The organism is Pseudomonas sp. TMW22090 (assembly GCF_022496665.1).
Lineage (GTDB): Bacteria > Pseudomonadota > Gammaproteobacteria > Pseudomonadales > Pseudomonadaceae > Aquipseudomonas > Aquipseudomonas gregormendelii.
In genome coordinates, this window is record NZ_SCFH01000001.1 from 458659 (window position 1) to 483219 (window position 24561).

Here is a 24561-nt window from a genome sequence, read left to right on the forward strand (position 1 = left end):
AGGTCTCAGTGGCACGGGAACGCGGAGCTGTGACGGGTATCGTGCGCCGCGTTGTGCACCGCCTCGATGTGCGAGAAACCGGCAAAATACACCAGGCCGGCGCCCAGGATCGACGCGAAAACAGCGGCGGTCAGGCGTTGGGTCAGGGTCGTGGTACTGCTGGTGGTACGGCTACCGGTGGTGCTGATGGTCGACATGGCGCTTCCCTCTGGTCTGTCAGCGGGGTTATGGAGCGCATGGCAAACCCCTGCGAACGGGCACGCAGAGGCTCAAACAGCGCCCGCCCACCGCGGGTTTGTTGGTCGGCGAACCTGATGTTCGCCATGTGTTGCGGGCCGGTCTCCGGGCTCGCGAGGGGTGCGGGCTTGCGCCTGTACCTGCAAGAGTCGCCTTCCCATGCCGTACGGCTGGCACAGTGGATCTGACTCTTCGCTCGCTTACCGTTGCGGGGGCAGCACCGGACTGACATGAGCTTCTAGTAAAGCACATGATTCACCGGTTTCCCGTTTCACCCTGTGAAGGGCACCCGTAACAAGTTGCGTAGGAGAGCATGGGGCGGGGATTGGCGTCAATTGGCAGAGGTTCTCAATTGGGGATTGGCCCCGGTAGGAGCTGCCGAAGGCTGCGATCTTTTGATCTGGCTGTTGATAGACAATCAAGTGATCGCAACCTTCGGCAGCTCCTGCAGGGGATAGCGTTTACCGCAGGAGCATTGACCCGCCCCGATACGATGCGTAGCCTTGCGCTTTCGAGGTTCTTCGGCGTTGGCCGAAGCTAAGAAGGGAACGCGGTCAATGCCGCGGCTGCCCCCGCAACTGTGAACGGTGATGTTCGCTGCCACGCCACTGCAACACCTGTGCAACGGGTTCGCGGGAAGGCGCAGCGAATGCCAGGCTGAATGCCCGGCACGCCGTCAGCCAGGAGACCTGCCTCGATACAGATTCTCACTACAACCGGGCGGGGTGATCCGGTGGCGAACTCTCCCGCGCGCGCTCCAGTCGCAGCGATTGTCGTCCCGTATGCCCGCCACCTTGCCAAAGGGCATCCGATGAAAACACTGGCCAAACTTCCCGTCACCATCGTCACCGGCTTCCTTGGCTCGGGCAAGACCACCTTGCTGCGGCACATGCTCGACAACGCCCAGGGCCGGCGCATCGCGGTCATCGTCAACGAATTTGGCGAGCTGGGTATCGACGGCGAAATCCTCAAGCAGTGCTCGATCGGTTGCACTGAGGAAGAAGCCAGCGGGCGTGTCTATGAACTGGCCAACGGGTGCCTGTGCTGCACCGTCCAGGAAGAATTCTTCCCGGTGATGCGCGAGTTGGTGGCCCGCCGCGCCGACCTCGACCACATCCTGATCGAAACCTCCGGGCTGGCCCTGCCCAAGCCCCTGGTGCAGGCCTTCCAGTGGCCGGAAATCCGTAGCGCCTGTACCGTCGATGCCGTGATCACCGTGGTCGACAGTCCGGCCGTGGCGGCGGGCACCTTTGCCGCCTTCCCTGACCAGGTTGACGCCCAGCGCAAACTCGACCCGAACCTGGATCACGAGTCGCCACTGCACGAGCTGTTCGCCGACCAGTTGGCCAGCGCCGACCTGGTCATCCTCAACAAGGCCGACCTGATCAGCCCGGAAGACCTGGCCCGGGTGCGCCTGGAAGTCGCCGAAGAACTGCCGCCAGCGGTCAAGGTCATCGAAGCCAGCAGCGGTCGTGTGCCCCTGGACGTGCTGATTGGCCTGGGTGCCGGTTCCGAAGAACACATCGACAGCCGTCACAGCCATCACGATCATCACCACGAAGGTGAAGACGATCACGATCACGACGCCTTCGATTCGATCTCCATCGAACTGCCCCAGTCGGATGAAAGCCTGCTGCTGGACGCCCTGACGCAACTCGTAGTCAAGCACGGCATCCTGCGGGTCAAGGGTTTCGCAGCTATTGCGAACAAACCGATGCGCCTGCTGATCCAGGGCGTGGGCACGCGTTTCGACAAGCATTTCGACCGTCAATGGGGCGCCGATGAAGCGCGCACCACCCGCCTGGTGCTGATCGGCCAGGAGCTGGACGCCGCCCAACTCGAAGCACAACTGCGCGCCGCGCTCAGCGTATAAGCCATGCACCTGCTCAGGACCCAGCCCGGCGGTTTCGTTTCGGATGACAATATTGCCGATCTTGGACAGACCCCTGCGGAGCTGGTGATCCTGTGCAGCGGCGACTCCAGCCTGGCGTTGCTCGCCGAAGCCGCGCAGCAGTTGCCCGACGACTATCCAAGCGTGCGCCTGGCCAATCCGATGCAGGTGCAGAATCATGCCTCGGTCGACCTGTATGTCGATGAAGTGCTGCGCCATGCCAAGGTGATTCTGATCTCGCTGCACGGCGGCATCGCCTATTGGCGTTATGGCGTCGAGCGCCTGGTGCAATTGTCCGAACGGGGCGTGCAACTGATTCTGGTGCCAGGCGATGACCGTCCCGACCCGGAACTCAGCGACCTCAGTACCGTGGGCGCCGAAGACCGCGACCGGCTCTGGCAGTTTCTACGCCAGGGCGGTCTGGGCAATGCCCTGGATTTCTTTCGCTGCCTGGCCAGTCGTTGGCTGGAACGCGACTACCCCTGGGCCGAGCCGCGGGCTTTGCCACGCACCGCGATCTACCATCCGCACCGAAGTCCAGCTGTACCAGCCGATTGGCATGCCGACTGGCAGGCCGGTCAGCCCGTGGCCGCCGTGCTGTTTTATCGCTCGCACCTGCAGGCGGCCAATACCGCCTTCATCGATATTTTCTGCCAGCGCTTGCAGGCGGCGGGATTGAACCCGCTGCCGATCGCCGTGGCCAGTCTGAAAGAACCCGGCTGCCTGGCGGTGGTCGAGGACTGGCTGGACGAAGTCAGCGCCTCGGTGATTCTCAACACCACCGGCTTTGCCCAATCGAGTCCTGAAGCGCCTCATATCCGGCCGTTTCGCCGCAATATCCCGGTGATCCAGGCCATTTGCGCCCAGGATAACGAGGCCGGATGGCAAGCCAGCGACCAGGGTCTCGGCCCGCGGGACCTGGCGATGCACATTGCGCTGCCGGAACTGGACGGGCGGATCATCAGCCGACCGATCAGCTTCAAGGACCTGGCGTGGCGCAGCGAGCGCAGCCAGTCCGACGTGGTGTGCTACCGCGCGCAACCTGAACGAATGGATTTCGTCGCTGAACTGGCGCGGCGCTGGACCGATCTGGCCCGAGTACCCAACCGCGAAAAACGCATTGCGCTGATCCTGGCCAACTACCCGACCCGCGATGGTCGCATCGGCAATGGCGTCGGGCTCGATACGCCGGCGGCGGCGCTGAATATCCTGCGCGCTTTGCGCCAGGAAGGTTATCCGCTGCCGGATCAACTGCCGGAAAACGGCACCGCGCTGATCCAGCAACTGCTCGGCGGCGTCAGCAATGACCTCGACACCATTGATCAGCGTCCATGCCAGCAAAGCCTCGGGCTGGATGATTACCTGGTGATGTTCAACGCGCTGCCCGAGGCCAACCGGCTGGCCGTGCTGCAGCGTTGGGGGGCGCCAGAAAAGGACCCGATGTTCCGCAGCGGCCGGATGATGATCGCCGGCCTGCGTTTTGGCCTGACCTTTGTCGGCATTCAACCGGCTCGGGGGTATCAGGTTGACCCTAGCGCGGTGTACCACGACCCGGACCTGGTGCCGCCGCACGGCTATCTCGCGTTCTATTTCTGGTTGCGCAACACCTACGGTGCCCACGGTGTGATTCACGTCGGCAAGCATGGCAACCTCGAATGGCTTCCGGGCAAGGGTGTCGGGCTGTCGCAGCATTGCTGGCCGGACGCGCTGCTCGGGCCGTTGCCGAACATCTATCCCTTCATCGTCAATGACCCGGGCGAGGGCGCCCAAGCCAAGCGGCGCACCCAGGCAGTGATCATCGATCACCTGATGCCGCCGCTGACCCGCGCCGAAACCTATGGCCCGCTGCGCAACCTGGAGCTGCTCGCCGACGAGTACTACGATGCGCAGCTGCTCGACCCCCGTCGGGCGCGGGAGCTGCAACGCGACATCCTGCAACTGGTGCGCGACAGCCATATCGACCGTGAGCTGCAGCTGGACGAACAGCTGGACAGTGATGCCGATGCGGCGATCTGGTTGCCGCGCCTGGACACCTATCTGTGTGATCTGAAGGAGTCGCAGATCCGCGACGGCCTGCACATCTTCGGCGAGTCGCCGAGCGGGCGGTTGCGCATCGACACCTTGCTGGCGTTGCTGCGTATTCCTCGTGGCGATGGACGCGGTGCCCAGTCGAGCGTGTTGCGAGCGCTGGCGAAGGCGTTCGAATTGGGCTTTGATCCGCTGGATTGTGCATTGGCCGAGCCTTGGACCGGGCCGCGTCCCATTGAACTGCAATCCATCAATGATGATACATGGCGCACGGCGGGCGACACCCGCGAACGCCTGGAACTGTTCGCCACCCAACTGATCGAGCAGACCACCTGTGGGAGCGGGCTTGCTCGCGAATACGCAGTGTCAGTCAACCTTGATTTGCCTGGCACAGCGTATTCGCTCCCGCCAGGTGAGAACTGGGGGCAAGTGTCGGCCATCCTCGACCACCTGCGCGAAGCCGTCGCCCCCCGCCTGGACGCCTGCGGCCCGACAGAGATGCGCGGTCTGCTCGATGCATTGAACGGCCGCTTCGTCCCCGCCGGCCCAAGCGGTGCACCCAGCCGTGGACGACTGGACGTGCTGCCCACGGGTCGCAACTTCTACTCGGTAGACGTACGCAACCTGCCGACCACCACCGCCTGGCGCATCGGCTTCCAGTCGGCCAACCTGATCCTTGAACGCCATCTGCAAGACCATGGCGATCACCTGCGCCAGATCGGCCTGTCGGTCTGGGGCACTGCGACCATGCGCACCGGTGGCGACGATATCGCCCAGGCGATGGCCCTGATGGGCGTGCGACCGGTGTGGGCCACCGGCAGCCAGCGGGTTGACGACTTTGAAATTCTGCCAGTGAGCCTGCTGGACCGCCCTCGGGTGGACGTCACGTTGCGGGTGTCGGGGTTCTTCCGCGATGCGTTCGCCAATCTGATCCGGCTGTTCGATGCCGCCGTGCAAGCGGTTGCCGAACTCGACGAGCCCGACGACCTCAACCCACTGGCTGCCAAGGTGCGTGCCGAGCGGGAAACCCTGTTGCTGGCGGGTCTCGACCAGGAGGCTGCGCGCCGCCAGGCAGGGTGGCGTATTTTCGGGGCGAAACCGGGGGCCTATGGTGCTGGTGTGCAGGGCGCGGTCGAGGGTCGCTTGTGGCAAAGCCGCGAAGACCTGGCCGAGGTTTACCTGAACTGGGGCGGCTACGCCTATGGCGGTTCAGACGAAGGAACGGCCGCCCGGGCACAGTTCGCCCAGCGCCTGAGTCAGGTCCAGGCTGTGGTGCAAAACCAGGACAACCGTGAGCACGATTTGCTCGATTCCAACGACTACTATCAGTTCCAGGGCGGTATGCTCGCTGCCGTCGAAAGCCTGAGCGGGGAAGCGGCGGCCAGTTATCACGGCGATCACAGCCAGCCCGATCTGCCGAAAATCCGCACCCTCAAGGAAGAACTCAACCGGGTTATTCGCTCCCGCGCAGCCAATCCCAAGTGGATCGACGGGGTGAAGCGCCACGGTTATAAAGGCGCGTTCGAAATGGCGGCAACCGTCGACAACCTGTTCGCCTTCGACGCCACCACGCAGTTGATTGACGATCACCAGTACGCGTTGCTCGCCGATGCTTACCTGCTGGACCCGGCGACCCGCGAGTTTGTGCGCGAGCACAATCCCCATGCCCTGCGCGACATGACCGAGCGCATGCTCGAGGCGCAGCAGCGCGGCATGTGGAAAGAGCCCGGCGAGTACCAGGAGGCACTGGAGAATCTGCTGCTGGACATTGAAGAAGATACTTGAGACTGCCATTACCCCCCTGTAGGAGTGAGCCTGCTCGCGATACTGCGACCATGACCGAGACTGACTAATGACTGAAACACCGCATTTTCCTTTATCCGCCGTGGTCGGCGCCGACGATCTGAAGCTCGCCCTGTGCCTCACCGCCATCGACCCGAAGATCGGCGGCGTGTTGATCGAAGGCCCCCGGGGCATGGCCAAGTCCACCCTGGCCCGTGGCCTGGCGGACCTGCTTGCCAGCGGCCTGTTCGTCACGCTGCCGCTGGGTGCGACAGAAGAGCGCCTGGTCGGCACTCTAGATCTTGATGCGGCACTGAACGAAGGCCGCGCGCGATTTTCGCCAGGGGTCCTGGCCAAGGCCGACGGCGGCGTATTGTATGTCGATGAAGTCAACCTGCTGCCCGATCACCTGGTGGACCTGTTGCTCGACGTGGCGGCCAGCGGCATCAACCTGATAGAACGCGATGGCATCTCCCATCGGCATTCGGCGAAATTTGTCCTGATTGGCACCATGAACCCTGAAGAAGGCGAGCTGCGTCCGCAGTTGCTCGATCGCTTCGGCCTGAACGTTGCTCTCGGTGGCCATGCTGTACCCACCGAACGCGGCGAAATCATTCGCCGGCGCCTGGCGTTTGATCATGATCCCGCGGCGTTTTGCGCCGAATGGGAAGCCGCCCAGCATGCCTTGCGCGAGCGTTGTGAGCAGGCCCGGAGTGTACTGGCCAGCATTCCTCTGGATGACCAGGCCTTGGGCAAAATCACTGAGCGCTGCTTCGCTGCCGGCGTCGATGGCTTGCGCGCTGATCTCGTCTGGTTGCGTGCCGCCCGGGCCCACGCGGCCTGGCGCGGTGCGCAAGGGATAGGCGAAGAAGATATTGAAGCGGTTGCCGAGTTCGCCCTGCGCCATCGTCGGCGCGAACACACACCACCCGCGCCGCAAGCAAGCCAGCCACCCACAAGCCAGGGTTCGCAGCCAGGCGAAGGGCAGGGGCAATGGGGCCAAATGCCCGCCCAGGCATTGCCGACTGGCGCTCGCCGCGAAGTACCGAGCTGGCCAAAAAAGCCCTAGGCATTCGCCCTCGATCTGCAGCGGGGGCGAATGCCAAAGCCCGCGCGGGACATCTCGACAGCGGCAAGCAAGGCCCGCAGCGGGTGACGCGCGAAGGTTCGGTCAACTGGCCGGGCACCTTGCTCAATGGGCGCCCGAGCCAGCGTGCTGACCTGCAGTTCCAGGCGCGCACTCGCTCGCCCCATGAACTGTGGCTGGTGATCGTCGATGCCTCTGCGTCCACTCGTCGCCACCAGGCACTGAGTGATGCCAAGGGTTTGCTCGCGCAGGTGTTTGATGACGCCTATCGCCAGCGTGCGAGGCTGGCGCTGCTGACCGCCAGCGGTACGACCCCGACCTGGCAGGTACAAGGTTTAAAGGCGTCCAGCGGTTTGCACGCCTGGCTGGATCAATTGGGTGCCGGAGGCGGCACACCTTTGCTGGCAGCACTGTCCGAGGCGGAACAATGGCTGGCTACCCGTCAAAAGCGCTTGCCAGCCGAGCAACAGCGGCTATTGCTGGTCACCGATGGGCGGTTGAAGGAGTGGCCGATACTGACGTCGCTCAAGTGCCCCGGGCTGCTGATCGACATAGAGCGCGGCCCGATTCGCTTGGCACGAGCGAAACAATTGGCCGCAGACTTAACCATCGACTACCGCCACATCGACGAACTGGTCCCCCTGTAGGAGCTGCCGATAGAAACGAGGCTGCGATCTTTTAATCTCGTGGCCTGACCGGTTCATCCCGCCGCCCCGTGTCATCGTTTACGACCATCGCTGGCAAGCCAGCTCCTACAGGGCGTAACCGGCCCTCAACGAAACAGATTAGTCCGCGCCAACTCGATCACCTCATCCCCACGCCCGCTCATCACCGCCTTGAGCATGTACAAACTGAAACCCTTGGCCTGCTCCAGCTTGATGGTCGGCGGCATCGCCAGTTCCTGGGTTGCGGTCACCACGTCCACCAGTACCGGCCCGTCATGCGCCAGTGCCCGACGCAATGCCGCGTCCAGGTCTTCGCTGGCCTCGACGCGAATCCCGAGGATGCCCATCGCGTTGGCCATCGCCGCGAAATCCGGATTGTGCAGGTCGGTGCCCGTATCCAGCAGCCCGCTGGACTTCATTTCCATCGCGACAAAGCCCAGGGAGGCATTGTCATAGACGATGATTTTCACGGGCAACCTGAGTTGCGCCAGGGAAATGAAATCCCCCATCAGCATGCTGAAACCACCGTCACCCGACAGGGAAATCACCTGGCGGTCCGGGAAGGCTGCCTGTGCGCCGATCGCTTGCGGCATCGCGTTGGCCATAGAACCGTGGTTGAAGGAGCCAAGCAGGCGTCGTTGGCCATTCATCTTCAGGTAGCGTGCAGCCCACACCGTTGGCGTGCCGACGTCAGCCGTGAAAATCGCGTCTTCGTCTGCCAGTTCACTGAGCAGGCGGGTCAGGTACTGCGGGTGGATCGGACGCCCTGGCGCCGACGGCTGGGCCAGGTCGTCCAGGCCCTGGCGGGCTTTTGCGTAATGCTTGAGTGACGACTCCAGGAAGCTTCGATCAGCCCGATAGGGCAGGCGTGGCAACAGGGCCGCGAGCGTCTCGCTGACGTCGGCAACTATGCCCAGGTCCAGGGCCGTGCGCCGCCCGAGGGCTTGCGGGTCGTGGTCGATCTGGATGATGGTTGCGTCGGTGGGATAGAACTGGCGATAAGGAAAGTCGGTGCCGAGCATCACCAGGGTGTCGCAGTTGAGCATGGCGTGGTAACCGGAGCTGAAACCAATCAGGCCGGTCATGCCCACGTCGAACGGGTTGTCCCACTCCACGTGTTCCTTGCCGCGCAAGGCATGCACCACTGGCGCGCCAAGGGCGTCGGCCAAGGCCACCACTTGATCATGGGCGCCCGCGCAGCCGGCACCGCACATCAGGGTAACGGCCTTGCTTTGGCTCAATAGTTCGACCAGTCGATCGAGGTCATGGGGCGCCAGCAGGATGCGCGGTTGGGCGAGCGCGGGCCAGGGCTTGAAGGCGTCGTCAACTTCCTGCAACGCCACGTCACCAGGAATCACCACCACCGCCACGCCGCGGTTGAGGATTGCGCTGCGCATCGCCCGGTGCAGCACTTGGGGCATCTGCGCCGGGTTGCTCACCAGTTCGACGAAATGGCTGCACTCCTTGAACAGTTCCTGGGGATGGGTTTCCTGAAAGTAATTAAGGCCGACCTCCGACGATGGGATCTGGGCGGCAATCGCCAGCACGGGCACGTGGTTCCTGTGGCAGTCGAACAACCCGTTGATCAAATGCAGATTACCCGGCCCGCAACTGCCGGCGCACACCGCCAGTTCGCCAGTGACCGCCGCGTCGGCACCGGCGGCGAAGGCGGCGACCTCCTCATGGCGCACGTGCATCCACTCGATACTGTCCATGGTGCGCAGCGCTTCGGTCAGGCCGTTGAGGCTGTCGCCCGTCAGGCCCCAGATGCGCTTGACGCCGGCCTGTTCAAGGGTGGTTGCCAGTTGCTGGGCAAGGGTGATTTTCGCCATGGGGTACTCCGTTTTCCAAAAATCGAGCGATGAGTTGTCCTCGGGTTAAAAGAGGACAACTCAATACCGGTCATGACTCCCCCTGTTTATTTCGCGCTCAGGGACAAACCGCTTTGCGCCGGAATCGGGTGACGCATCAAGGTGCCGACTACCAGCGCGCCCAATCCCGCTAATAGCCCGGCAACCAGCAACAACAAGCTGAAACCACTGATGAATGCCTGACGGGCCAGAGGCTCCACCAACGTGCGAGCGGCCTCGGGCAGCAGGCTCATGGCTGCCGGCATGTCCCCGGCGACCACTCTCGAGCTGATACCTTGAGTGTGCTCCAGCCATTGCGGAGCCTGGTTCGCCAGTTCAGCGTGCAAAACCTGCGAGGAGTGGCTCGACAGCAGGGCACCGTACACGCCGATCGCCAGGACGATGGCGCTGAAGCGCATGGTGGTGCTCATGCCCGATGCCATCCCCGTGCGTTCGCGGGGCACGCACGCCATGATGTTTTTCTGTGTGTCGCCATTGAGTAACCCGGCGCCAGCACCGGTGACTGCAATCGCCAGGGCAAAAGGCAGGTAGCTGGCGCTGCTGACGGCCAACGCGCTCAACAGGTTGCCGCTGGCGACCAGGGCCAGCCCGGTCGCCATCAAAGCGCCCGGCGTAAATTGAGTGGCCAGGCGCGCGCCGACCTTCGGGAAAATCAGCATGGTCGCGGCAAACGGCAACATGCCCAGACCCGAACTGATGGCAGATAAGCCGAGGCCGTTCTGCAGATAAAACGGTAGCAGCGTCATCATCACCTGGGCGCAACCGGCGTAGGCGAACATGCCAAGCAGGGCGCCGATAAAGCGCGGGTGGCGGAGCAGTTGCAGGTCGACCATCGGCCGTTGCTGCATGCGCTCGATGAGCACAAACGCCCCCATCAATAAAGCGCCGCCGATGAGCCGGGCGTAGGTCAGCGGATTGCTCCAGCCAATGCGGTTGGCCTCGATCAGCCCCCAGATCAGGCACAGCAGGCTGGCACTGAAGGCCAGGCTCCCCCAAGGGTCCAGACGAGCGGACTGCGGGTCGCGCGATTCGGGAACAGCGCGCCACACCATCACCATCAGGAACGCTCCCACCGGCAGATTGAGGTAGAAAATCCAGCGCCAGCCAATGGCTTCCGTGATCAGCCCGCCGAGGGTCGGTGCGGCTGTCATCGCCACGCCCATGCAGGCACCCCAGAACGCCCAGGCCTTGGCCCGTTCCACCTCATCGTGAAAGGTATGGCCGATGGACGCCAGGGCCGAGGTCAGGAGCAGCGCTGCGCCAACGCCCTTGATCGCCCGCGCGATGTCCAGGACCAAAGCGCTGGGTGCGGCCCCGCAACCGATAGAGGCCAGGATAAAAATGCCCAGGCCCCACAGGAGGGTTTTCTGTCGGCCGAATCGGTCGGCGAGACTGCCCGCCGGCAGCAACAAGGCGGCGAACGCCAGCATGTAGGCGCTGACTACCCATTCGATGTCGGCAAAATTGGCCCCCAGGTCGCGGGCAATGGTAGGCAAGGTGACGGCGACGATGTTGGTGTCGAGGACGATCAATGAGCAAACGCCTGAGGCTGTAAGTAACGTCAGGCGTGGGCTGACCCGGGATTTGACGAGCATGGCGGTTGTTCTCTAGGGTGGAAGTCCTTCAAGCTTATGGCTGCCAGCTGCCGTCCGCGTTAGGCGAGCGCCACGACTTCATTACCTTTGAGCTAATACGCCTATGGATATCCGCCATTTTCGTTATTTCCTGGCCGTCGCCCGTCAGCGCAACTTCACCCGCGCCGCCGAGCAACTGGGCATCGCACCGCCGACCTTGAGCCGGCAGATCCAGGATATGGAAAGCGAACTAGGCACCCGGCTGTTTAATCGCCATCAACGTGACGTCAGCCTGACCGAGGCCGGCGTCGCGCTGATGCCCGAGGCGGACGCTGCCGTGCGCCAGTTTGAGGCGGCGCAGAATAATGCCCGGCGTGCCGGCCGCGGGGACATCGGCCACATTGAATTGGGATATGTGGCCTCGGCAGTCTATTCCGGGCTGCTGCAAAAACAGGTGCAGGCCTTCACTCGCGAGTATCCGGACGTCAGCGTGGGTGTGTGCGAAAGCCCGATGGCCGCCCTACCGGCGATGGTCCTGGATGGACGATATGACGTCGGTTACGTGCGCTCGCCCATGACCTTGCCGGACGGCCTGGAAGCTGTGCGCCTGGATGCCGAAGGTTTTGTCCTGGCGGTGTCGGGCGAGTCATGGCTAAGCCGGTTGCCGGTGATCAGCCCGAGGCAACTGCAGGATGAGACCTTTATTCTGCCCGAGCAGATCAGCGGTACGTTGCAGGTGGCTGCCGAGGGCGGCTTTGCTCCAAAACTGGGGGCTCAACCGGGCGGGTTGGTGGCGGTGCTGGCACTGGTGTCCCTGGGACAGGGCGTGGCCGTAGTGCCGGAATCGGTGGTCGGCCATGTGGGTTTGCCCGGGGTCTGGTATCGGCAGATTGACGGCTGTGAGGCGAGTTCGTGGTTGTCCTTGATCCATCGGCGATTTGAAAAATCTGCGGCTGTGGGCCGGTACATCGAGCAGATTCGTTGTAGGAGCGAGCTTGCTCGCGACGGTCGTCAACGATAACGCGGGAAGCCTGTCACCCTGCAGCGCAGTCAGGTTTTTCGCGAGCAAGTTCGCTCCTACAGATTTTGTAATGATTTCCATGTGTAGGAAAGGTCGCGTTCCGCTGTACGCTTGAAATCCTATTTTCCTGCAGGATTTGCATGAACACCCTCTCGGAGCCTCCCAGTTACCCGCTCACCCGGCGCCACCGCGCTGTCTTGATGCACGCGAAACACCCCGTCTTCCGCCCCCAGATATCCATTTCCCAAGCGTTTTTACGGCCTGTGCGCCGAGCTTTGCCGTGCCTGGCATTCTGAATCAACTGAAGAGGTAGAGAGATTTTCATGGAATGGATTGCTGATCCCACCGCGTGGCTGGGCCTGTTGACCCTGATTGTGCTGGAACTGGTACTGGGTATCGATAACCTGGTGTTTATCGCGATTCTGGCGGACAAACTGCCCCCGGAGCAGCGCGACCGCGCCCGGCTCATCGGTTTGTCCCTGGCGCTGCTGATGCGCCTGGGCCTGCTGGCCAGTATTTCCTGGCTGGTGACCCTGACGCAGCCGCTGTTCGAGGTGTTCGACAAGAGCTTCTCCGGCCGCGACCTGATCATGTTGTTCGGTGGTGTATTCCTGCTGTTCAAGGCCACCATGGAACTGCACGAGCGGCTCGAGGGCCATGTCGGCGAGCGCACGTCCAATACGGCCTACGCGATGTTCTGGCCAATCGTGGCGCAGATCGTCGTGCTCGACGCGGTGTTCTCCCTGGACGCGGTGATCACTGCCGTGGGTATGGTTGATGAACTGGCGGTGATGATGATCGCCGTGATCATTTCCATTGGCCTGATGATCGTCGCCAGCAAGCCGCTGACCCGCTTCGTCAACGCGCACCCGACAGTGATCATGCTGTGCCTGGGCTTCCTGATGATGATCGGCTTCGCGCTGACCGCCGAAGGCCTGGGCTTCCATATTCCGAAGGGCTACCTGTACGCGGCCATCGGCTTCTCGATCCTGATCGAAGTCTTTAACCAGATCGCCCGCGCTCGTCGCAAACGTTCGATGCAGGGCGTGCGGCCGATTCGCGAACGCACCGCGCATGCGGTGATGCGTTTGCTGGGCGGGCGCACGCTGGCAGCGGAGGAGGTCGACGACGAGATCGCCGACCTGCTGGACAATGGCCTGGCACCGAGTGAAGCGCTGTTCGACCGGCGCGAGCGGGTGATGATCAGCGGTGTGTTGCAGTTGGCCGAGCGGCCGATCCGCACCTTGATGACGGTCCGTGCCGACATTGATCACATCGACCTGGCGGATGACGCCGAGGCCATTCGTGCGCGGCTGATGCACTCGTCCTATTCGCGCCTGCCGCTGATTCGCGACGGCGCGGTGGACGAGCCCCTGGGCTTCGTGCACAAGAAGGAACTGCTCAAGGAATACCTGGCCGGCAACGAGCCGGACCTGGAACACCTGGCGCGCAAGACTATCAACCTGCTGGACAGCTATTCGATCCTCAATGCCCTGGAGCAGATGCGCAAGGCCTCGACTCACATTGCCTTCGTGGTCAATGAGTTCGGTGACTTCGTCGGTTTGCTGACCATGACCGACATCCTGGAATCGATTGCCGGTGAGTTGCCAGACGCCAGTGAAATCGAAGGCCCGGACGTGATCGAGGACAATGGCGGGTTCATCGTCAGCGGTGCCTTGAACCTGATGCGGGTGCGCCAGCGCACCGGTTTCGCGGCAGAACCCACCGAGGACTATCAGACCCTGGCCGGCCTGGTAGTGAGCGTGCTGGATCGCCTGCCGGCGATTGGTGACAGCCATGAGTGGGACGGCTGGCAGATGACCGTGATGGCCGTTGAGGAGCGCCGGGTGACGCGCGTGTTGCTGGTGCCTCGCAGCGTTTAATCTTGCCGGGCCCTTGAAGGCCTCATTGCGAGCAGGCTCGCTCCCGCAGATTTTGTGACCGATCACAATTTCCTGTAGGAGCGAGCCTGCTTGCGATTTAATCTCTCAGCTGGCGCACGATTCAGAATCGGCGCACCCAGCATGCAGACCAGGAGAAATATTCATGAGCATCACTCGATACGGCACCGGCAGCACTGCAGGCGGCGGCCAGCCGCGGCCCTTCGCCCGCGCCGTGGAGGCCGATGGCTGGCTGTACGTGTCTGGCCAGGTCCCGGCGCTGGATGGCGAGATTATCGTCGGCGGTATCGTCGAGCAGACTCACCAGGCCATGAGGAATCTGGTCGCGATCCTCGAAGAGGCCGGTTATGGCCTGGAGGACGTGGTTCGTACCGGTGTGTGGCTGGAAGACCCGCGGGATTTCTGGAGCTTCAACAAGGTGTTTTCCGAGTACTTCAGCCCCGAACATGCCCCGGCCCGGGCGTGCGTGCAGGCGAACATGATGGTCGACTGCAAGGTCGAGATCGATTGCGTGGCCTACAGGAAAAAAGCCTGAATCGTCACCGAATGCAGGACAGCGGCTGTGTGACGTCGCGAAATCCGAGGAGTTCGATCATGACTACTGCCCCAATCAACGTCGCCGTGGAAAAAGGTGCGGCCCCGACCGGCGCCAGCCTGGTGCGCGACGTCAGCCTGCCGGCCCTGGTTTTGCACCGGGAAGCGCTGGAACACAACATTCGCTGGATGCAGGATTTTGTGCGCAACAGCGGCGCCGAGCTCGCCCCCCATGGCAAGACCAGCATGACGCCGGCTTTGTTTCGCCGCCAACTGGATGCTGGCGCCTGGGGCATTACCCTGGCCAGCGCAACCCAGGCCCGTGCAGGTTACGCCCATGGCGTGCGGCGGATACTGATGGCCAATCAACTGGTCGGCACGCCGAACATGGCGTTGATCGCGGATCTGCTGGCAGACCCGGGCTTTGATTTTCACTGCATGGTCGATCATCCGGATAACGTCGCCGACCTCGGTGCCTACTTCGCCTCGCGCGGTGTGCGCCTGAACGTGATGATCGAATATGGCGTGGTCGGCGGCCGGTGTGGCTGCCGCACCGAACAGCAAGTGCTTGATCTGGCCAAAGCCATCTGTGCGCAACCGGCACTGGCACTGACCGGTATCGAAGGCTACGAAGGGGTGATCCACGGTGATCATGCCGAGAGCGGAATCCGCGCGTTCGCCACCTCCCTGGTGCGCCTGGCGGTCCAGTTGCAGGACAGCGGCGCATTCGCCATCGCCAAGCCGATCATCACGGCCTCGGGGTCGGCCTGGTACGACCTGATTGCCGAATCGTTCGAGGCGCAGAATGCCGCCGGACGCTTTCTCAATGTGCTGCGTCCTGGCAGCTATGTGGCCCACGACCACGGCATCTACAAAGAGGCGCAGTGCTGCGTGCTCGAGCGTCGCAGCGACTTGCATGAAGGCCTGCGCCCGGCACTGGAAGTCTGGGCCCACGTGCAGTCGCTGCCGGAGCCGGGGTTTGCGGTGATTGCCCTGGGCAAGCGCGACGTGGCCTATGACGCCGGACTGCCGGTCCCGTTGCGGCGTTACCAGCCGGGGGTGGTGCCTGCAGTGGCCGACGACGTGGGTGCCTGCAAAGTGACTGCGGTCATGGACCAGCATGCGTTCATGACAGTGGCGCCCGGGGTTGAACTGCGGGTGGGGGACATCATTTCCTTCGGCACTTCCCATCCATGCCTGACGTTCGACAAGTGGCGGGTAGGGTGTCTGGTGGATGAGCAGTTGAATGTCATCGAGACCATGGAAACCTGTTTTTAACAGTCAAGACCGAGGTGCCTGAGGCTGGGCATGGGCTGCAAATGATGCCGCTAGATCAATCCCGGTAGAACACCTGCACCAGGTGATAACCGAACTTGCTCTTGATCGGCCCGTGCACCACCCGCAATGGCTTCTTGAAAATCACTGCGTCTATCACCCCGACCATCTGTCCGGGGCGCACTTCACCCAGGTCACCACCGCGTTTGCCGGAGGGGCAGGTGGAGTACTTTTTGGCCAGCACATCGAAGGCTTCGCCCTTGGCAATGCGCTGTTTGAGCTGCTCGGCTTCTTCCGAGGTTTTCACCAGGATGTGACGGGCTTGGGCTTTCATTGGAAGTACCTTGCAACGGTGGTGACTGGGCGGGTGCCAGCGCGGGGCGGGCGATTATGCCTCAACTTACCCCGGTTGACCGAGCATCGCGCGAATCTTGTTGGCTAGCAGGTCGATCGAAAACGGCTTGGCTACCATGTCCATTCCTTGCTCTAGAAAGCCCTGGCGTTCTGCGGCTTTTTCCGCGTAACCGGTCATGAACAGCACCTTCAGGCCGGGCCGGCGCTGACGGGCGATTTCCGCCAGTTGCCGTCCGTTCATGCCCGGCAAGCCGACATCGGTCACCAGCAGGTCGACCCGCGCGTCCGACTCCAGCAAGGGCAGGGCCTCGATCGCATCCCGAGCCTCATGGGCCTGGTAACCGAGCTCCTTGAGCAGGTTCAGCACCAGCAGGCGCACCGCCGGATCATCCTCGACCAGTACCACGGTCTCACCGGCATTGGCCGCCGGCGCTTCGCCTGTGAAGGGCAGCAGGGTATCTGGCTGCTCCATGTCTTGCAGGCGAGGCAGGTACAGGCGCACGCAGGTGCCCTGGCCCGGCACGCTGTCGATGTGGACATGCCCGCCGGACTGCTGGGCAAACCCGTAGATCATCGACAGGCCCAGGCCTGTGCCCTGGCCAATCGGCTTGGTGGTAAAGAACGGGTCGAAGGCCTTGGCCAGTACCGAAGGTGTCATCCCGGTGCCGTTATCGCTGACGGCGATCATCAGGTAATCCCCGGCCTTGAGCGGTTCCAGGGTGGTGATATGGCTGTCTTCCAGGTAGACATTGGCGGTCTCGATCAGCAGCTCACCGCCGTCCGGCATGGCATCGCGAGCGTTGATCACCAGGTTTAGCAGGGCATTTTCCAGCTGGCTGACGTCGGTGCTCACCGGCCATGCGTCTTCAGTCAGCTGCAGGCGCAGCTCGATGTGATCGCCTTTGGTGCGGCGCAGCAGATCTTCCAGGGAGTGGACCAGGTCGTTGGCGTTCAACGGCTTGCGATCCAGCGACTGGCGTCGGGAGAAGGCCAGCAGGCGGTGGGTCAGGGCGGCGGCGCGGTTGGCCGACGAAACGGCCGCTTCGGTGAACCGGCCGATCTCGGCGGCACGCCCGTCAGCGATGTAGCGTTGCACGAGGTCGAGGCTGCCGATGATCCCGGTCAACATGTTGTTGAAGTCATGGGCAATGCCGCCGGTGAGCTGACCCACCGCTTCCATCTTCTGTGCATGGCGCAAGGCGTCTTCGGCGCGTTCGCGTTCAAACATTTCGTTTTGCAGGCGCTGGTTGGTTTCGGCCAGTTGCCGGGTACGGGCCGCCACGCGCTCTTCCAGGGTTTCATTGAGGTTGCGCAGAGCCTCCTCGGTGTTTTTGCGCTCGGTTTCGTCAATCACGAAAATGTAGAAACCGTTCACCGCACCGTCAGCTCCATGGCGCGGCAGGTAGTTCATCAAGGCATGCCGGTAGCTGCCGTCACGGTGGCGAGTGTCAATGCCGAAGCAGCAGGTCTTGCCGCTCAGGGCGTCGGCAATGTGCGTGGCGCGCAGCGCGTAGGCTTCCTCGCCCAGCACTTCGCGGATCGTGTGCCCGTACAGTTCCTGGGGGGTGCGGCCGTACCAGTCGAGGTAGGCGGCATTGTTCAGGCGAAAGCGCTCCTCGCTATCCACGTAGCTGATCAGGATCGGCATGGCGTTGATGATCAGCTGCAACTCGGTCTGGCTCTGGCGCAGGGCCTGCTCGGTGTGTTTGCGTTCGGTCAGGTCCAGGGCGGCGCCGAGGAAGCGGATCGGCCGGCCGTGATGATCCTTGTAGCACCGCCCGCGGGCGAATACCCAGCGCACCTGGCCGTCAGCCTGCAGCAGTCGGTACTCCTCGGCGTATTCAGTGCCATGGGTAATGGCGTGCTTGATGCCCCGGGCGACGGTGGCCCGGTCTTCAGGGTGTACGCCTTGCAGATAGGCGGTGATGGGTAACTGGTTGGACAGCAGTGGATCGACCCCGTGCAACTGGGCGAAGTGGGTGTCGGCTATGAAGTGGTCTTCGTTGATGTCCCAGTCCCAGGTGCCAACCGCGTCTGTCGCGGCGAGTGCCAACTGCAGGCGCTCTTCGGTTTCGCGCTGGGCCTTGAGGCTGGCTGCCGAGCGCTGTTCAAGCTCCACGGCAATGCGCCGGCGCTCGTTGGTTTCAATGGCTGTGACCAGGATGCCGGCGACCTGCGCGGCTTCGTCGCGGATCGGGCTGTAGGTCAGGTCCAGCCAGAAGTCCGAATCAACGCCGTCACGCTGCAAGGTGAAGCGCTGTTCGCTGTAGGTGCGCACCTGGCCTTGCAGCACTGCACTATAGATCGGGTCGGTGAAGTCCTTGAGTTCGGGCCAGACCTGATGTGCCGGTTGGCCAAACGCATGGGGATGTTTGCTGCCCGCCAGCAGGGCAAACCCGTCGTTGTAGATCTGCGTGAGGTCTGGCCCCCACAGCAACAGCATGGGCATGGGCGAATGAAGCACGATGTCCACGGCCGTTCGCAGGCTTTGCGGCCAGGTGCTGGCAGCGCCCAGCGCACTGCGGCTCCAGTCGGTGCGGGCGATCAAGGCCTGGGCATCGCTGCCGGTCGGTGATGCGTTCATCAAATTGTCCTGCAGTAATGTCGGTCTGGCGGCGTCTATTATGCTTGCAAGGTGGTAGACGCTGGGTGGCCTGTTGGGGTCATACTGTCCAATTGAATGCTTCGCGGGTGTTTTTTGCCATGGAAATCGATGCACTGTTAACGCTGCTGGCCCGCCGTAACGGCTCCGATCTGTACCTCTCCACAGGCGCGCCGCCCAGCGCCCGGTTCGATGGGATATTGCAGGCACTGGCCGAGCAACCGTTCAAGGCGGGAGAGATCGCCGCCATTGCCGCGTCCATCATGGACGCCGAACAGCGCCTGGAGTTCGATCGGGAGCTGGAGATGAACCTGGCGATCTCGTTGCCGGGGGTGGGGCGCTTTCGCGTCAATATTTTCAAACAGCGTAACGACGTGTCCATCGTCGCGCGCAATATCAAGCTCGACATTCCTCGCTTCGAAGACCTCAACCTGCCAGCGGTGCTGCTTGATACCATCATGCTCAAGCAAGGCCTGATGCTGTTCGTAGGCGCCACCGGGTCGGGCAAGTCGACTTCCCTGGCCGCGTTGATCGACTACCGCAATCGCCACAGCAGCGGGCACATCATCACGATCGAGGACCCAGTCGAATATATCCATCGCCACAAGCGTTCTATCATCAACCAGCGCGAAGTGGGGGTCGATACCCGCAGCTTTCACGCCGCGCTGAAGAATACCTTGCGCCAGGCCCCGGACGTGGTACTGATCGGCGAGATACGCGACCGCGAAACCATGGAGCATGCCCTGGCATTTGCCGACACCGGGCACCTGGTGATTTCCACGCTGCATGCCCACAACGCCAATCAGGCACTGGACCGCATCGTCAATTTCTTCCCGGACGAACGCCGCCCCCAGTTGCTGCACGACCTGGGCAACAACCTCAAGGCGTTTGTTTCCCAGCGCTTGGTGCGCAGCCGTAGTGGCCAGCGTCGGGCTGCGGTGGAAGTGATGCTGGGCACGCCGACCATCGCCGACCTGATCCGGCGCAATGAGCTGGATGAGCTCAAAGGCATCATGGAAAAATCGGCCGAACAAGGGATGCAGACGTTCGATGGCGCGCTGTTCGGGCTGGTGGTCGAAGGGGCGATCGATGAGGAGGAGGCGTTGAAGCATGCGGATTCAGTGAACAATCTGCGCTTGCGACTGAAGTTGCATGGGGAGGTGACGCCGGGGGCGGCGCCGGCCTCTGGCGAATGGGGGCTGGTGGATTGATGCTACCTCGGCGCGCCGATCTTCCTACGTGACCGGTTTGTCAGTTGTGCAATTCCGGACGGTTGCGGTATTGCTCCAGCGCCTCGGGATTGGCCAGTGCGTCGGTGTTTTTGACCTGCTGCCCGTGCACGACATTTCTTACCGCCAACTCCACCACTTTGCCGCTGATGGTACGAGGAATGTCGGTGACCGCGACAATCTTCGCCGGCACATGCCGTGGCGTGGTATTGGCGCGGATGATCTGGCGGATCTGTTGTTGCAGGCTTTCATCCAGCGACACTCCCTCGCGCAGTTTCACGAACAGCACCACCCGCACATCATCCTGCCACTGTTGACCGATGGCCACGCTGTCCACGACCTGCGGGACTTTTTCGACCTGGCGATAGATCTCTGACGTTCCGATGCGAACACCGCCCGGGTTGAGTACCGCGTCCGACCGGCCGTGGATCATCATTGCGCCATGTACCAGTTGCTCGGCGTAGTCGCCTTGGGCCCACACGCCGGGAAACTGGCTGAAATAGGAGGCCCGCAGTTTCTCGCCATCAGCGTCATGCCACAATCCGATCGGCATCGCCGGAAAATGCCGGGTACACACCAGCTCGCCTTTCTCGCCGATGACCGGCTGGCCTTCGTCGTTCCACACTTCGATGGCCATGCCCAGGCTCTTGCCCTGCATTTCGCCACGGCGCACCGGCAATAGCGGGTTGCCGATGACGAAGCACGAGACGATGTCGGTGCCCCCAGACATCGAGGCCAGGCACAGGTCGCTCTTGATGTCGCGGTAGACGTAGTCGTAGCTTTGCGGCGACAAGGCCGAGCCCGTGGACAGGAGGGTTTTCAGGCTGCCCAGGTCGTGGCTGTGCCGGGGCTTCAGGCCGCTGCTTTCCAGAGTCGCGAGAAACTTCGGGCTGGTGCCAAAGACGCTGATGCGTTCATCGTCGATCAGGTCGACCAGGCGTTCCGGACCAGGATGGAACGGCGAACCGTCGTACAGCACCACCGCGCTGCCCACCGCCAGGGCCGAGACCAGCCAATTCCACATCATCCAGCCGCAGGTGGTGTAGTAGAACAACCGGTCGCCGACTCCCAGGTCGGCATGCAGGCCATGCTCCTTCACATGCTGCAGCAGCACGCCACCGGTGCTGTGGATGATGCACTTGGGTACGCCGGTGGTGCCGCTGGAGTAGAGGATGTAGAGCGGGTGAGCGAAAGGCACGGAGATGAAATCAGGCTCGCCACCGACTTCGTAGAAGTCCTGCCACAGGCTGACATTGGCCGGTGTATGGAAGTCGTCGACACGCGCCTGTGGCCGAGCGTAAGGAACAACGATCAGCTGTTGCAGGGACGGCAGCCGTTCGAGGATTTCATTGACCTTGGCGGTTTGCTCGATGTCCTTGCCGGCGTAGCGGTATCCGGCGCAGGTGATCAGCACTTTTGGTTCGATCTGGCCAAAGCGGTCGATGACGCCCTGGGTGCCGAAGTCAGGTGAGGAGCAAGACCAGATGGCCCCCAGGCTGGTGGTGGCGAGCATCGCCACCAGGGTTTGCCAGGTATTGGGCATGCATGCGGCCACCCGGTCACCCAGGCCGACGCCGGCAGCCTTCAGGCTGTTCTGCAATCCGGCGACGTGTTCACTGAGTTGCGCCCAGGTCAGCTGTTCGCGCTGACCGTTTTCTGCGATGGCAACCACGGCCACCGCATCATCGCGGCGCCGCAAGAGGTGCTCGGCGAAGTTCAGCGTGGCGCCGGGGAACCACCGGGCACTGGGCATCTGTGCGCCTTCGAGCAGCACGCAGTCCGGTTGCTCGTGAAAGCGGATGTCGAAAAAGTCGACAATGGCTTGCCAGAAGTCCACCCGCTGATCGATGGACCATTGGTGCAGGGCAGGGTAGTCATCGACATGCAGGTGATGGCGTTGATTGATAAAGCGCCGAAACGCTTCCATGCGTGTCTTGCCAATGCGGTCGGCATCGGGTTGCCAAAGGATGGTGGACATGGCCTGGCCTCTTTTTTTATTTTGAAATCCAATCGTGGGCAAGCCTTGCTCCCACAGGTTTTGCATATCGCCTGAGGGAGCAGACTTTGGCCCTGCCTGGCTACTGAGCCAACCACCCACCGTCGATATTCCAAGCGGCCCCGCGCACCTGGCTGCCCGCGTCACTGCACAGGAACAGCACCAGTTCACCCAGTTGCGGCGGCGTGACGAACTCCAGAGATGGCTGTTTCTCCGCCAGCAAATCATGCTGCGCCTGCTGCGGGTCAACGCCCTTGGCAATCCGATCATCGATCTGTTTCTGCACCAGCGGCGTCAGCACCCAGCCCGGGCAGATCGCGTTGCAGGTCACCCCGGTGGTGGCGGTTTCCAGGCCGACCACCTTGGTCAAGCCAATGACTCCATGCTTGGCGGCCACATACGCAGCCTTGCCAGTGGAACCCACCTGGCCATGCACCGAGGCGATGTTGATGATCCGCCCCCAGTTCTTCGCGCGCATGCCGGGCAGGCTCAGGCGAGTACTGTGGAACACCGACGAAAGATTGATCGCGATGATCGAGTCCCAGCGCTCCACGGGAAAATCCTCCACGGCCGCGACATGCTGGATGCCGGCATTGTTCACCAGAATGTCGATACCGCCGAACTCGCGCTCGGCGTAGGCGATCATCTCGGCGATCTGCGATGGATCGCTCACATCAGCCGGATGATGGCCGACCTTGCCGCCAAATTGCTCTACCTGAGTGATCACTGCCGTGGCATCGCCAAAGCCGTTGAGCACCACGTTGGCGCCGGCCTTGGCCAGGCTCAGGGCAATGCCCAGGCCAATGCCGCTGGTGGAACCGGTAACCAGTGCGGTCTTGCCCGAAAGAGTGGTCATGAATACCTCACACAATGCCAGTGGCGTAGAAAGTGCCGATCACCACGAAAACCGCCAGGGTCTTGATCAGCGTAATACAGAAAATGTCTTTGTAAGCTTCCCGGTGCGTCAGGCCGGTAACGGCCAGCAAGGTGATCACCGCGCCGTTGTGCGGCAAGGTGTCCATGCCGCCACTGGCCATGGCGGCCACCCGGTGCAGCACTTCCAGGGGAATGTTGGCGGCATTGGCTGCGCTGATGAATTGTTCTGACATGGCCGCCAGGGCAATGCTCATGCCCCCGGACGCCGAGCCGGTAATCCCCGCGAGCAAGGTCACGGTAACCGCCTCGTTGACCAGGGGGTTGGGGATGTTCTTGAGCCAGTCGGCCAATACCAGAAAGCCCGGCAGCGAGGCGATCACTGCGCCAAAACCGTATTCCGAGGCAGTGTTCATGGCCGCCAGCAGTGCGCCGCTGACAGCACTTTTACTGCCTTCGGCGAGCTTGCTGCGAATCGCCTTGAAGCCAAATGCCAGAACCATGAGGATGCCGATCAGCAGGGCGGCCTGCACCGCCCAGATCGCCGTGAGCTTGGCGATTTCGGTGGTGACCGGTGCGCTCATGCCCGGCAGGGCAAGGCTATGGGTCTTGCCGTACCACTGGGGAATCCAGTGGGTGAACAGCAGGTTCATGACGCCCACGGCCAACAATGGCGACAGGGCGATCCAGGGGTTTGGCAGCTTGATGTCTTCGGCCGTCTCCGGCTCGTTGCGCAGCTCGGTGCCATAGCCTTCGCCCGCGCGCTGGGCCTTGTTGCGCTGGCGCTGCAGGAACAGCATGCCGGCACACACCACGAATATGGAACCGATCAATCCCAGCCAGGGCGCTGCCCATGCGGTGGTGTTGAAGAAGGTGCTGGGGATGATGTTCTGGATTTGCGGAGTGCCGGGCAGGGCGTCCATGGTGAACGAAAAGGCACCGAGGGCGATGGTTGCCGGGATCAGGCGCTTGGGGATATTGCTCTGGCGGAACATTTCGGCGGCGAACGGGTAGACCGCGAACACTACGACAAACAGCGACACGCCGCCATACGTCAGCAGCCCGCACACCATCACAATCACCAGCATCGCCTGGCGGGTGCCGAGCATGCGGATCGCTGCGGCAACGATAGAGCGCGAAAAGCCGGACAGCTCGATCAGCTTGCCGAACACCGCGCCGAGCAGGAATACCGGAAAGTACAGTTTGATGAAGCCGACCATTTTTTCCATGAACACGCCGGTGAATGCAGGTGCAACGGCGGAAGGGTCGGTGAGCAGGACGGCGCCGAGGGCGGCGATAGGGGCAAAGAGGATGACGCTGTAGCCGCGGTAGGCGGCCAGCATTAGCAGCGCCAGGGCTGCCAAGGCGATGATCACACTCATGGTGTGTCTCCTGAATTGTTATTTTTTTGGGTAAGGCTTGGTAGGAGACGCTATAGCGAGTTTCGTGCCAGTGGTACAACTCATTGAAATATAACGAAATTATTGTTTGATTGAGAATGGGGTGAAGGTTTTTGTCTCTGATTGGAGAATCGTTTCGGCTGGGCGGACGCCATCGAGGGCAAGCCTTGCTCCCACAGAACCCTGGAGACAGCAAAAGATGAGTTAGGCCTCGCACCTGTGGGAGCGAGACTTGCCCGCG

At 62.4% G+C, this 24561-nt stretch carries 17 protein-coding genes, 1 pseudogene and 2 riboswitches; of the genes and pseudogenes, 10 read left to right on the forward strand and 8 right to left on the reverse strand.

The features are described from left to right. Nucleotides 1-5: 5 nt before the first annotated feature. Nucleotides 6-197 (reverse strand): CbtB-domain containing protein, encoded by a 192-nt coding sequence (locus EQV97_RS02170; protein ID WP_045057575.1) that lies wholly within the window; start codon nt 195-197, stop codon nt 6-8. Between the two features lie 118 nt (nt 198-315). Continuing rightward, nucleotides 316-545: riboswitch (cobalamin riboswitch) on the reverse strand. Between the two features lie 189 nt (nt 546-734). Further along, nucleotides 735-949: riboswitch (cobalamin riboswitch) on the forward strand. Between the two features lie 99 nt (nt 950-1048). Between EQV97_RS02170 and cobW the strand changes: the two genes are divergently transcribed. The 4 genes from cobW to EQV97_RS02190 all read left to right on the forward strand — a co-directional run bounded on the left by cobW (nt 1049) and on the right by EQV97_RS02190 (nt 7672). Further along, the gene (gene cobW, locus EQV97_RS02175) at nt 1049-2110 is read left to right on the forward strand and encodes a cobalamin biosynthesis protein CobW (protein WP_122840637.1); all 1062 of its coding nucleotides are present in this window, start codon (nt 1049-1051) and stop codon (nt 2108-2110) included. A gap of 3 nt (nt 2111-2113) precedes the next feature. After that, nucleotides 2114-5941, forward strand: coding sequence for a cobaltochelatase subunit CobN (gene cobN, locus EQV97_RS02180; RefSeq protein ID WP_240888292.1), 3828 nt, complete (start codon nt 2114-2116; stop codon nt 5939-5941). 67 nt (nt 5942-6008) lie between these two features. Continuing rightward, the gene (locus tag EQV97_RS02185; RefSeq protein WP_240888293.1) at nt 6009-7007 is read left to right on the forward strand and encodes an AAA family ATPase; all 999 of its coding nucleotides are present in this window, start codon (nt 6009-6011) and stop codon (nt 7005-7007) included. Continuing rightward, complete coding sequence (locus tag EQV97_RS02190) at nt 6932-7672, forward strand: VWA domain-containing protein (RefSeq protein WP_240888294.1); 741 nt, start codon at nt 6932-6934, stop codon at nt 7670-7672. The genes EQV97_RS02185 and EQV97_RS02190 overlap by 76 nt, the downstream gene beginning before the upstream one ends. Nucleotides 7673-7797: 125 nt before the next feature. On the opposite strand, the gene poxB is transcribed toward EQV97_RS02190, so the two are convergent. Both poxB and EQV97_RS02200 read right to left on the reverse strand, forming a co-directional pair. Continuing rightward, a complete protein-coding gene (gene poxB, locus EQV97_RS02195) occupies nt 7798-9522 on the reverse strand; it encodes a ubiquinone-dependent pyruvate dehydrogenase (RefSeq protein ID WP_240888295.1) in 1725 nt (574 codons plus the stop codon). An 86-nt stretch (nt 9523-9608) separates the two neighbouring features. Next, nucleotides 9609-11156 (reverse strand): MFS transporter, encoded by a 1548-nt coding sequence (locus EQV97_RS02200; protein WP_122840632.1) that lies wholly within the window; start codon nt 11154-11156, stop codon nt 9609-9611. Nucleotides 11157-11259: 103 nt separating this feature from the next. Here EQV97_RS02200 and EQV97_RS02205 point away from each other — a divergent pair, with 103 nt between their 5' ends. The 5 genes and pseudogenes from EQV97_RS02205 (at nt 11260) to EQV97_RS02225 (ending at nt 15869) form a co-directional block, all read left to right on the forward strand. Then, nucleotides 11260-12156 carry a LysR substrate-binding domain-containing protein gene (locus tag EQV97_RS02205; protein WP_122840631.1) on the forward strand — a complete coding sequence of 299 codons (897 nt, stop codon included), beginning with the start codon at nt 11260-11262 and terminating at the stop codon, nt 12154-12156. Next, nucleotides 12131-12223, forward strand: a pseudogene (locus EQV97_RS02210) (outer membrane lipoprotein carrier protein LolA); the annotation flags it as partial. The gene EQV97_RS02205 and the pseudogene EQV97_RS02210, both read left to right, overlap by 26 nt. Nucleotides 12224-12479: 256 nt before the next feature. Next, on the forward strand, nt 12480-14039 hold the full coding sequence (locus tag EQV97_RS02215; protein WP_240888296.1) for a TerC family protein: 1560 nt from the start codon (nt 12480-12482) through the stop codon (nt 14037-14039). 163 nt (nt 14040-14202) lie between these two features. After that, complete coding sequence (locus EQV97_RS02220) at nt 14203-14592, forward strand: RidA family protein (RefSeq protein ID WP_225569927.1); 390 nt, start codon at nt 14203-14205, stop codon at nt 14590-14592. A 59-nt stretch (nt 14593-14651) separates the two neighbouring features. Continuing rightward, nucleotides 14652-15869 carry an amino acid deaminase gene (locus EQV97_RS02225; RefSeq protein WP_240888297.1) on the forward strand — a complete coding sequence of 406 codons (1218 nt, stop codon included), beginning with the start codon at nt 14652-14654 and terminating at the stop codon, nt 15867-15869. Nucleotides 15870-15924: 55 nt separating this feature from the next. Here the strand turns inward: EQV97_RS02225 and EQV97_RS02230 are convergent, their stop codons facing one another. Both EQV97_RS02230 and EQV97_RS02235 read right to left on the reverse strand, forming a co-directional pair. Beyond that, the gene (locus tag EQV97_RS02230; RefSeq protein WP_007898282.1) at nt 15925-16200 is read right to left on the reverse strand and encodes a peptidylprolyl isomerase; all 276 of its coding nucleotides are present in this window, start codon (nt 16198-16200) and stop codon (nt 15925-15927) included. Nucleotides 16201-16266: 66 nt separating this feature from the next. Beyond that, on the reverse strand, nt 16267-18804 hold the full coding sequence (locus tag EQV97_RS02235; protein WP_240888298.1) for a PAS domain-containing protein: 2538 nt from the start codon (nt 18802-18804) through the stop codon (nt 16267-16269). A gap of 119 nt (nt 18805-18923) precedes the next feature. Between EQV97_RS02235 and EQV97_RS02240 the strand changes: the two genes are divergently transcribed. Further along, on the forward strand, nt 18924-20033 hold the full coding sequence (locus tag EQV97_RS02240) for a PilT/PilU family type 4a pilus ATPase (RefSeq protein ID WP_122840694.1): 1110 nt from the start codon (nt 18924-18926) through the stop codon (nt 20031-20033). Nucleotides 20034-20073: 40 nt separating this feature from the next. Here the strand turns inward: EQV97_RS02240 and EQV97_RS02245 are convergent, their stop codons facing one another. From EQV97_RS02245 to EQV97_RS02255, 3 genes are all read right to left on the reverse strand, one after another. Next, the gene (locus tag EQV97_RS02245; protein ID WP_240888299.1) at nt 20074-22029 is read right to left on the reverse strand and encodes an acetoacetate--CoA ligase; all 1956 of its coding nucleotides are present in this window, start codon (nt 22027-22029) and stop codon (nt 20074-20076) included. A 100-nt stretch (nt 22030-22129) separates the two neighbouring features. After that, nucleotides 22130-22903: a 3-hydroxybutyrate dehydrogenase gene (locus EQV97_RS02250; protein WP_122840625.1), complete on the reverse strand. Its 774-nt coding sequence runs from the start codon at nt 22901-22903 to the stop codon at nt 22130-22132. A 7-nt stretch (nt 22904-22910) separates the two neighbouring features. Further along, nucleotides 22911-24302 (reverse strand): GntP family permease, encoded by a 1392-nt coding sequence (locus EQV97_RS02255; protein ID WP_045057562.1) that lies wholly within the window; start codon nt 24300-24302, stop codon nt 22911-22913. Nucleotides 24303-24561 lie beyond the last annotated feature (259 nt).

Bases quoted from the DNA above. Each gene is read 5' to 3' on its own strand.
- EQV97_RS02200 (WP_122840632.1), bottom strand. From the start codon at position 11,156: ATGCTCGTCAAATCCCGGGTCAGCCCACGCCTGACGTTACTTACAGCC.
- EQV97_RS02220 (WP_225569927.1), top strand. From the start codon at position 14,203: ATGAGCATCACTCGATACGGCACCGGCAGCACTGCAGGCGGCGGCCAG.
- poxB (WP_240888295.1), bottom strand. From the start codon at position 9,522: ATGGCGAAAATCACCCTTGCCCAGCAACTGGCAACCACCCTTGAACAG.
- EQV97_RS02235 (WP_240888298.1), bottom strand. From the start codon at position 18,804: ATGAACGCATCACCGACCGGCAGCGATGCCCAGGCCTTGATCGCCCGC.
- EQV97_RS02245 (WP_240888299.1), bottom strand. From the start codon at position 22,029: ATGTCCACCATCCTTTGGCAACCCGATGCCGACCGCATTGGCAAGACA.
- EQV97_RS02250 (WP_122840625.1), bottom strand. From the start codon at position 22,903: ATGACCACTCTTTCGGGCAAGACCGCACTGGTTACCGGTTCCACCAGC.
- cobW (WP_122840637.1), top strand. From the start codon at position 1,049: ATGAAAACACTGGCCAAACTTCCCGTCACCATCGTCACCGGCTTCCTT.
- EQV97_RS02170 (WP_045057575.1), bottom strand. From the start codon at position 197: ATGTCGACCATCAGCACCACCGGTAGCCGTACCACCAGCAGTACCACG.
- EQV97_RS02205 (WP_122840631.1), top strand. From the start codon at position 11,260: ATGGATATCCGCCATTTTCGTTATTTCCTGGCCGTCGCCCGTCAGCGC.
- EQV97_RS02190 (WP_240888294.1), top strand. From the start codon at position 6,932: ATGGGGCCAAATGCCCGCCCAGGCATTGCCGACTGGCGCTCGCCGCGA.
- EQV97_RS02225 (WP_240888297.1), top strand. From the start codon at position 14,652: ATGACTACTGCCCCAATCAACGTCGCCGTGGAAAAAGGTGCGGCCCCG.
- EQV97_RS02255 (WP_045057562.1), bottom strand. From the start codon at position 24,302: ATGAGTGTGATCATCGCCTTGGCAGCCCTGGCGCTGCTAATGCTGGCC.
- cobN (WP_240888292.1), top strand. From the start codon at position 2,114: ATGCACCTGCTCAGGACCCAGCCCGGCGGTTTCGTTTCGGATGACAAT.
- EQV97_RS02215 (WP_240888296.1), top strand. From the start codon at position 12,480: ATGGAATGGATTGCTGATCCCACCGCGTGGCTGGGCCTGTTGACCCTG.
- EQV97_RS02230 (WP_007898282.1), bottom strand. From the start codon at position 16,200: ATGAAAGCCCAAGCCCGTCACATCCTGGTGAAAACCTCGGAAGAAGCC.
- EQV97_RS02185 (WP_240888293.1), top strand. From the start codon at position 6,009: ATGACTGAAACACCGCATTTTCCTTTATCCGCCGTGGTCGGCGCCGAC.
- EQV97_RS02240 (WP_122840694.1), top strand. From the start codon at position 18,924: ATGGAAATCGATGCACTGTTAACGCTGCTGGCCCGCCGTAACGGCTCC.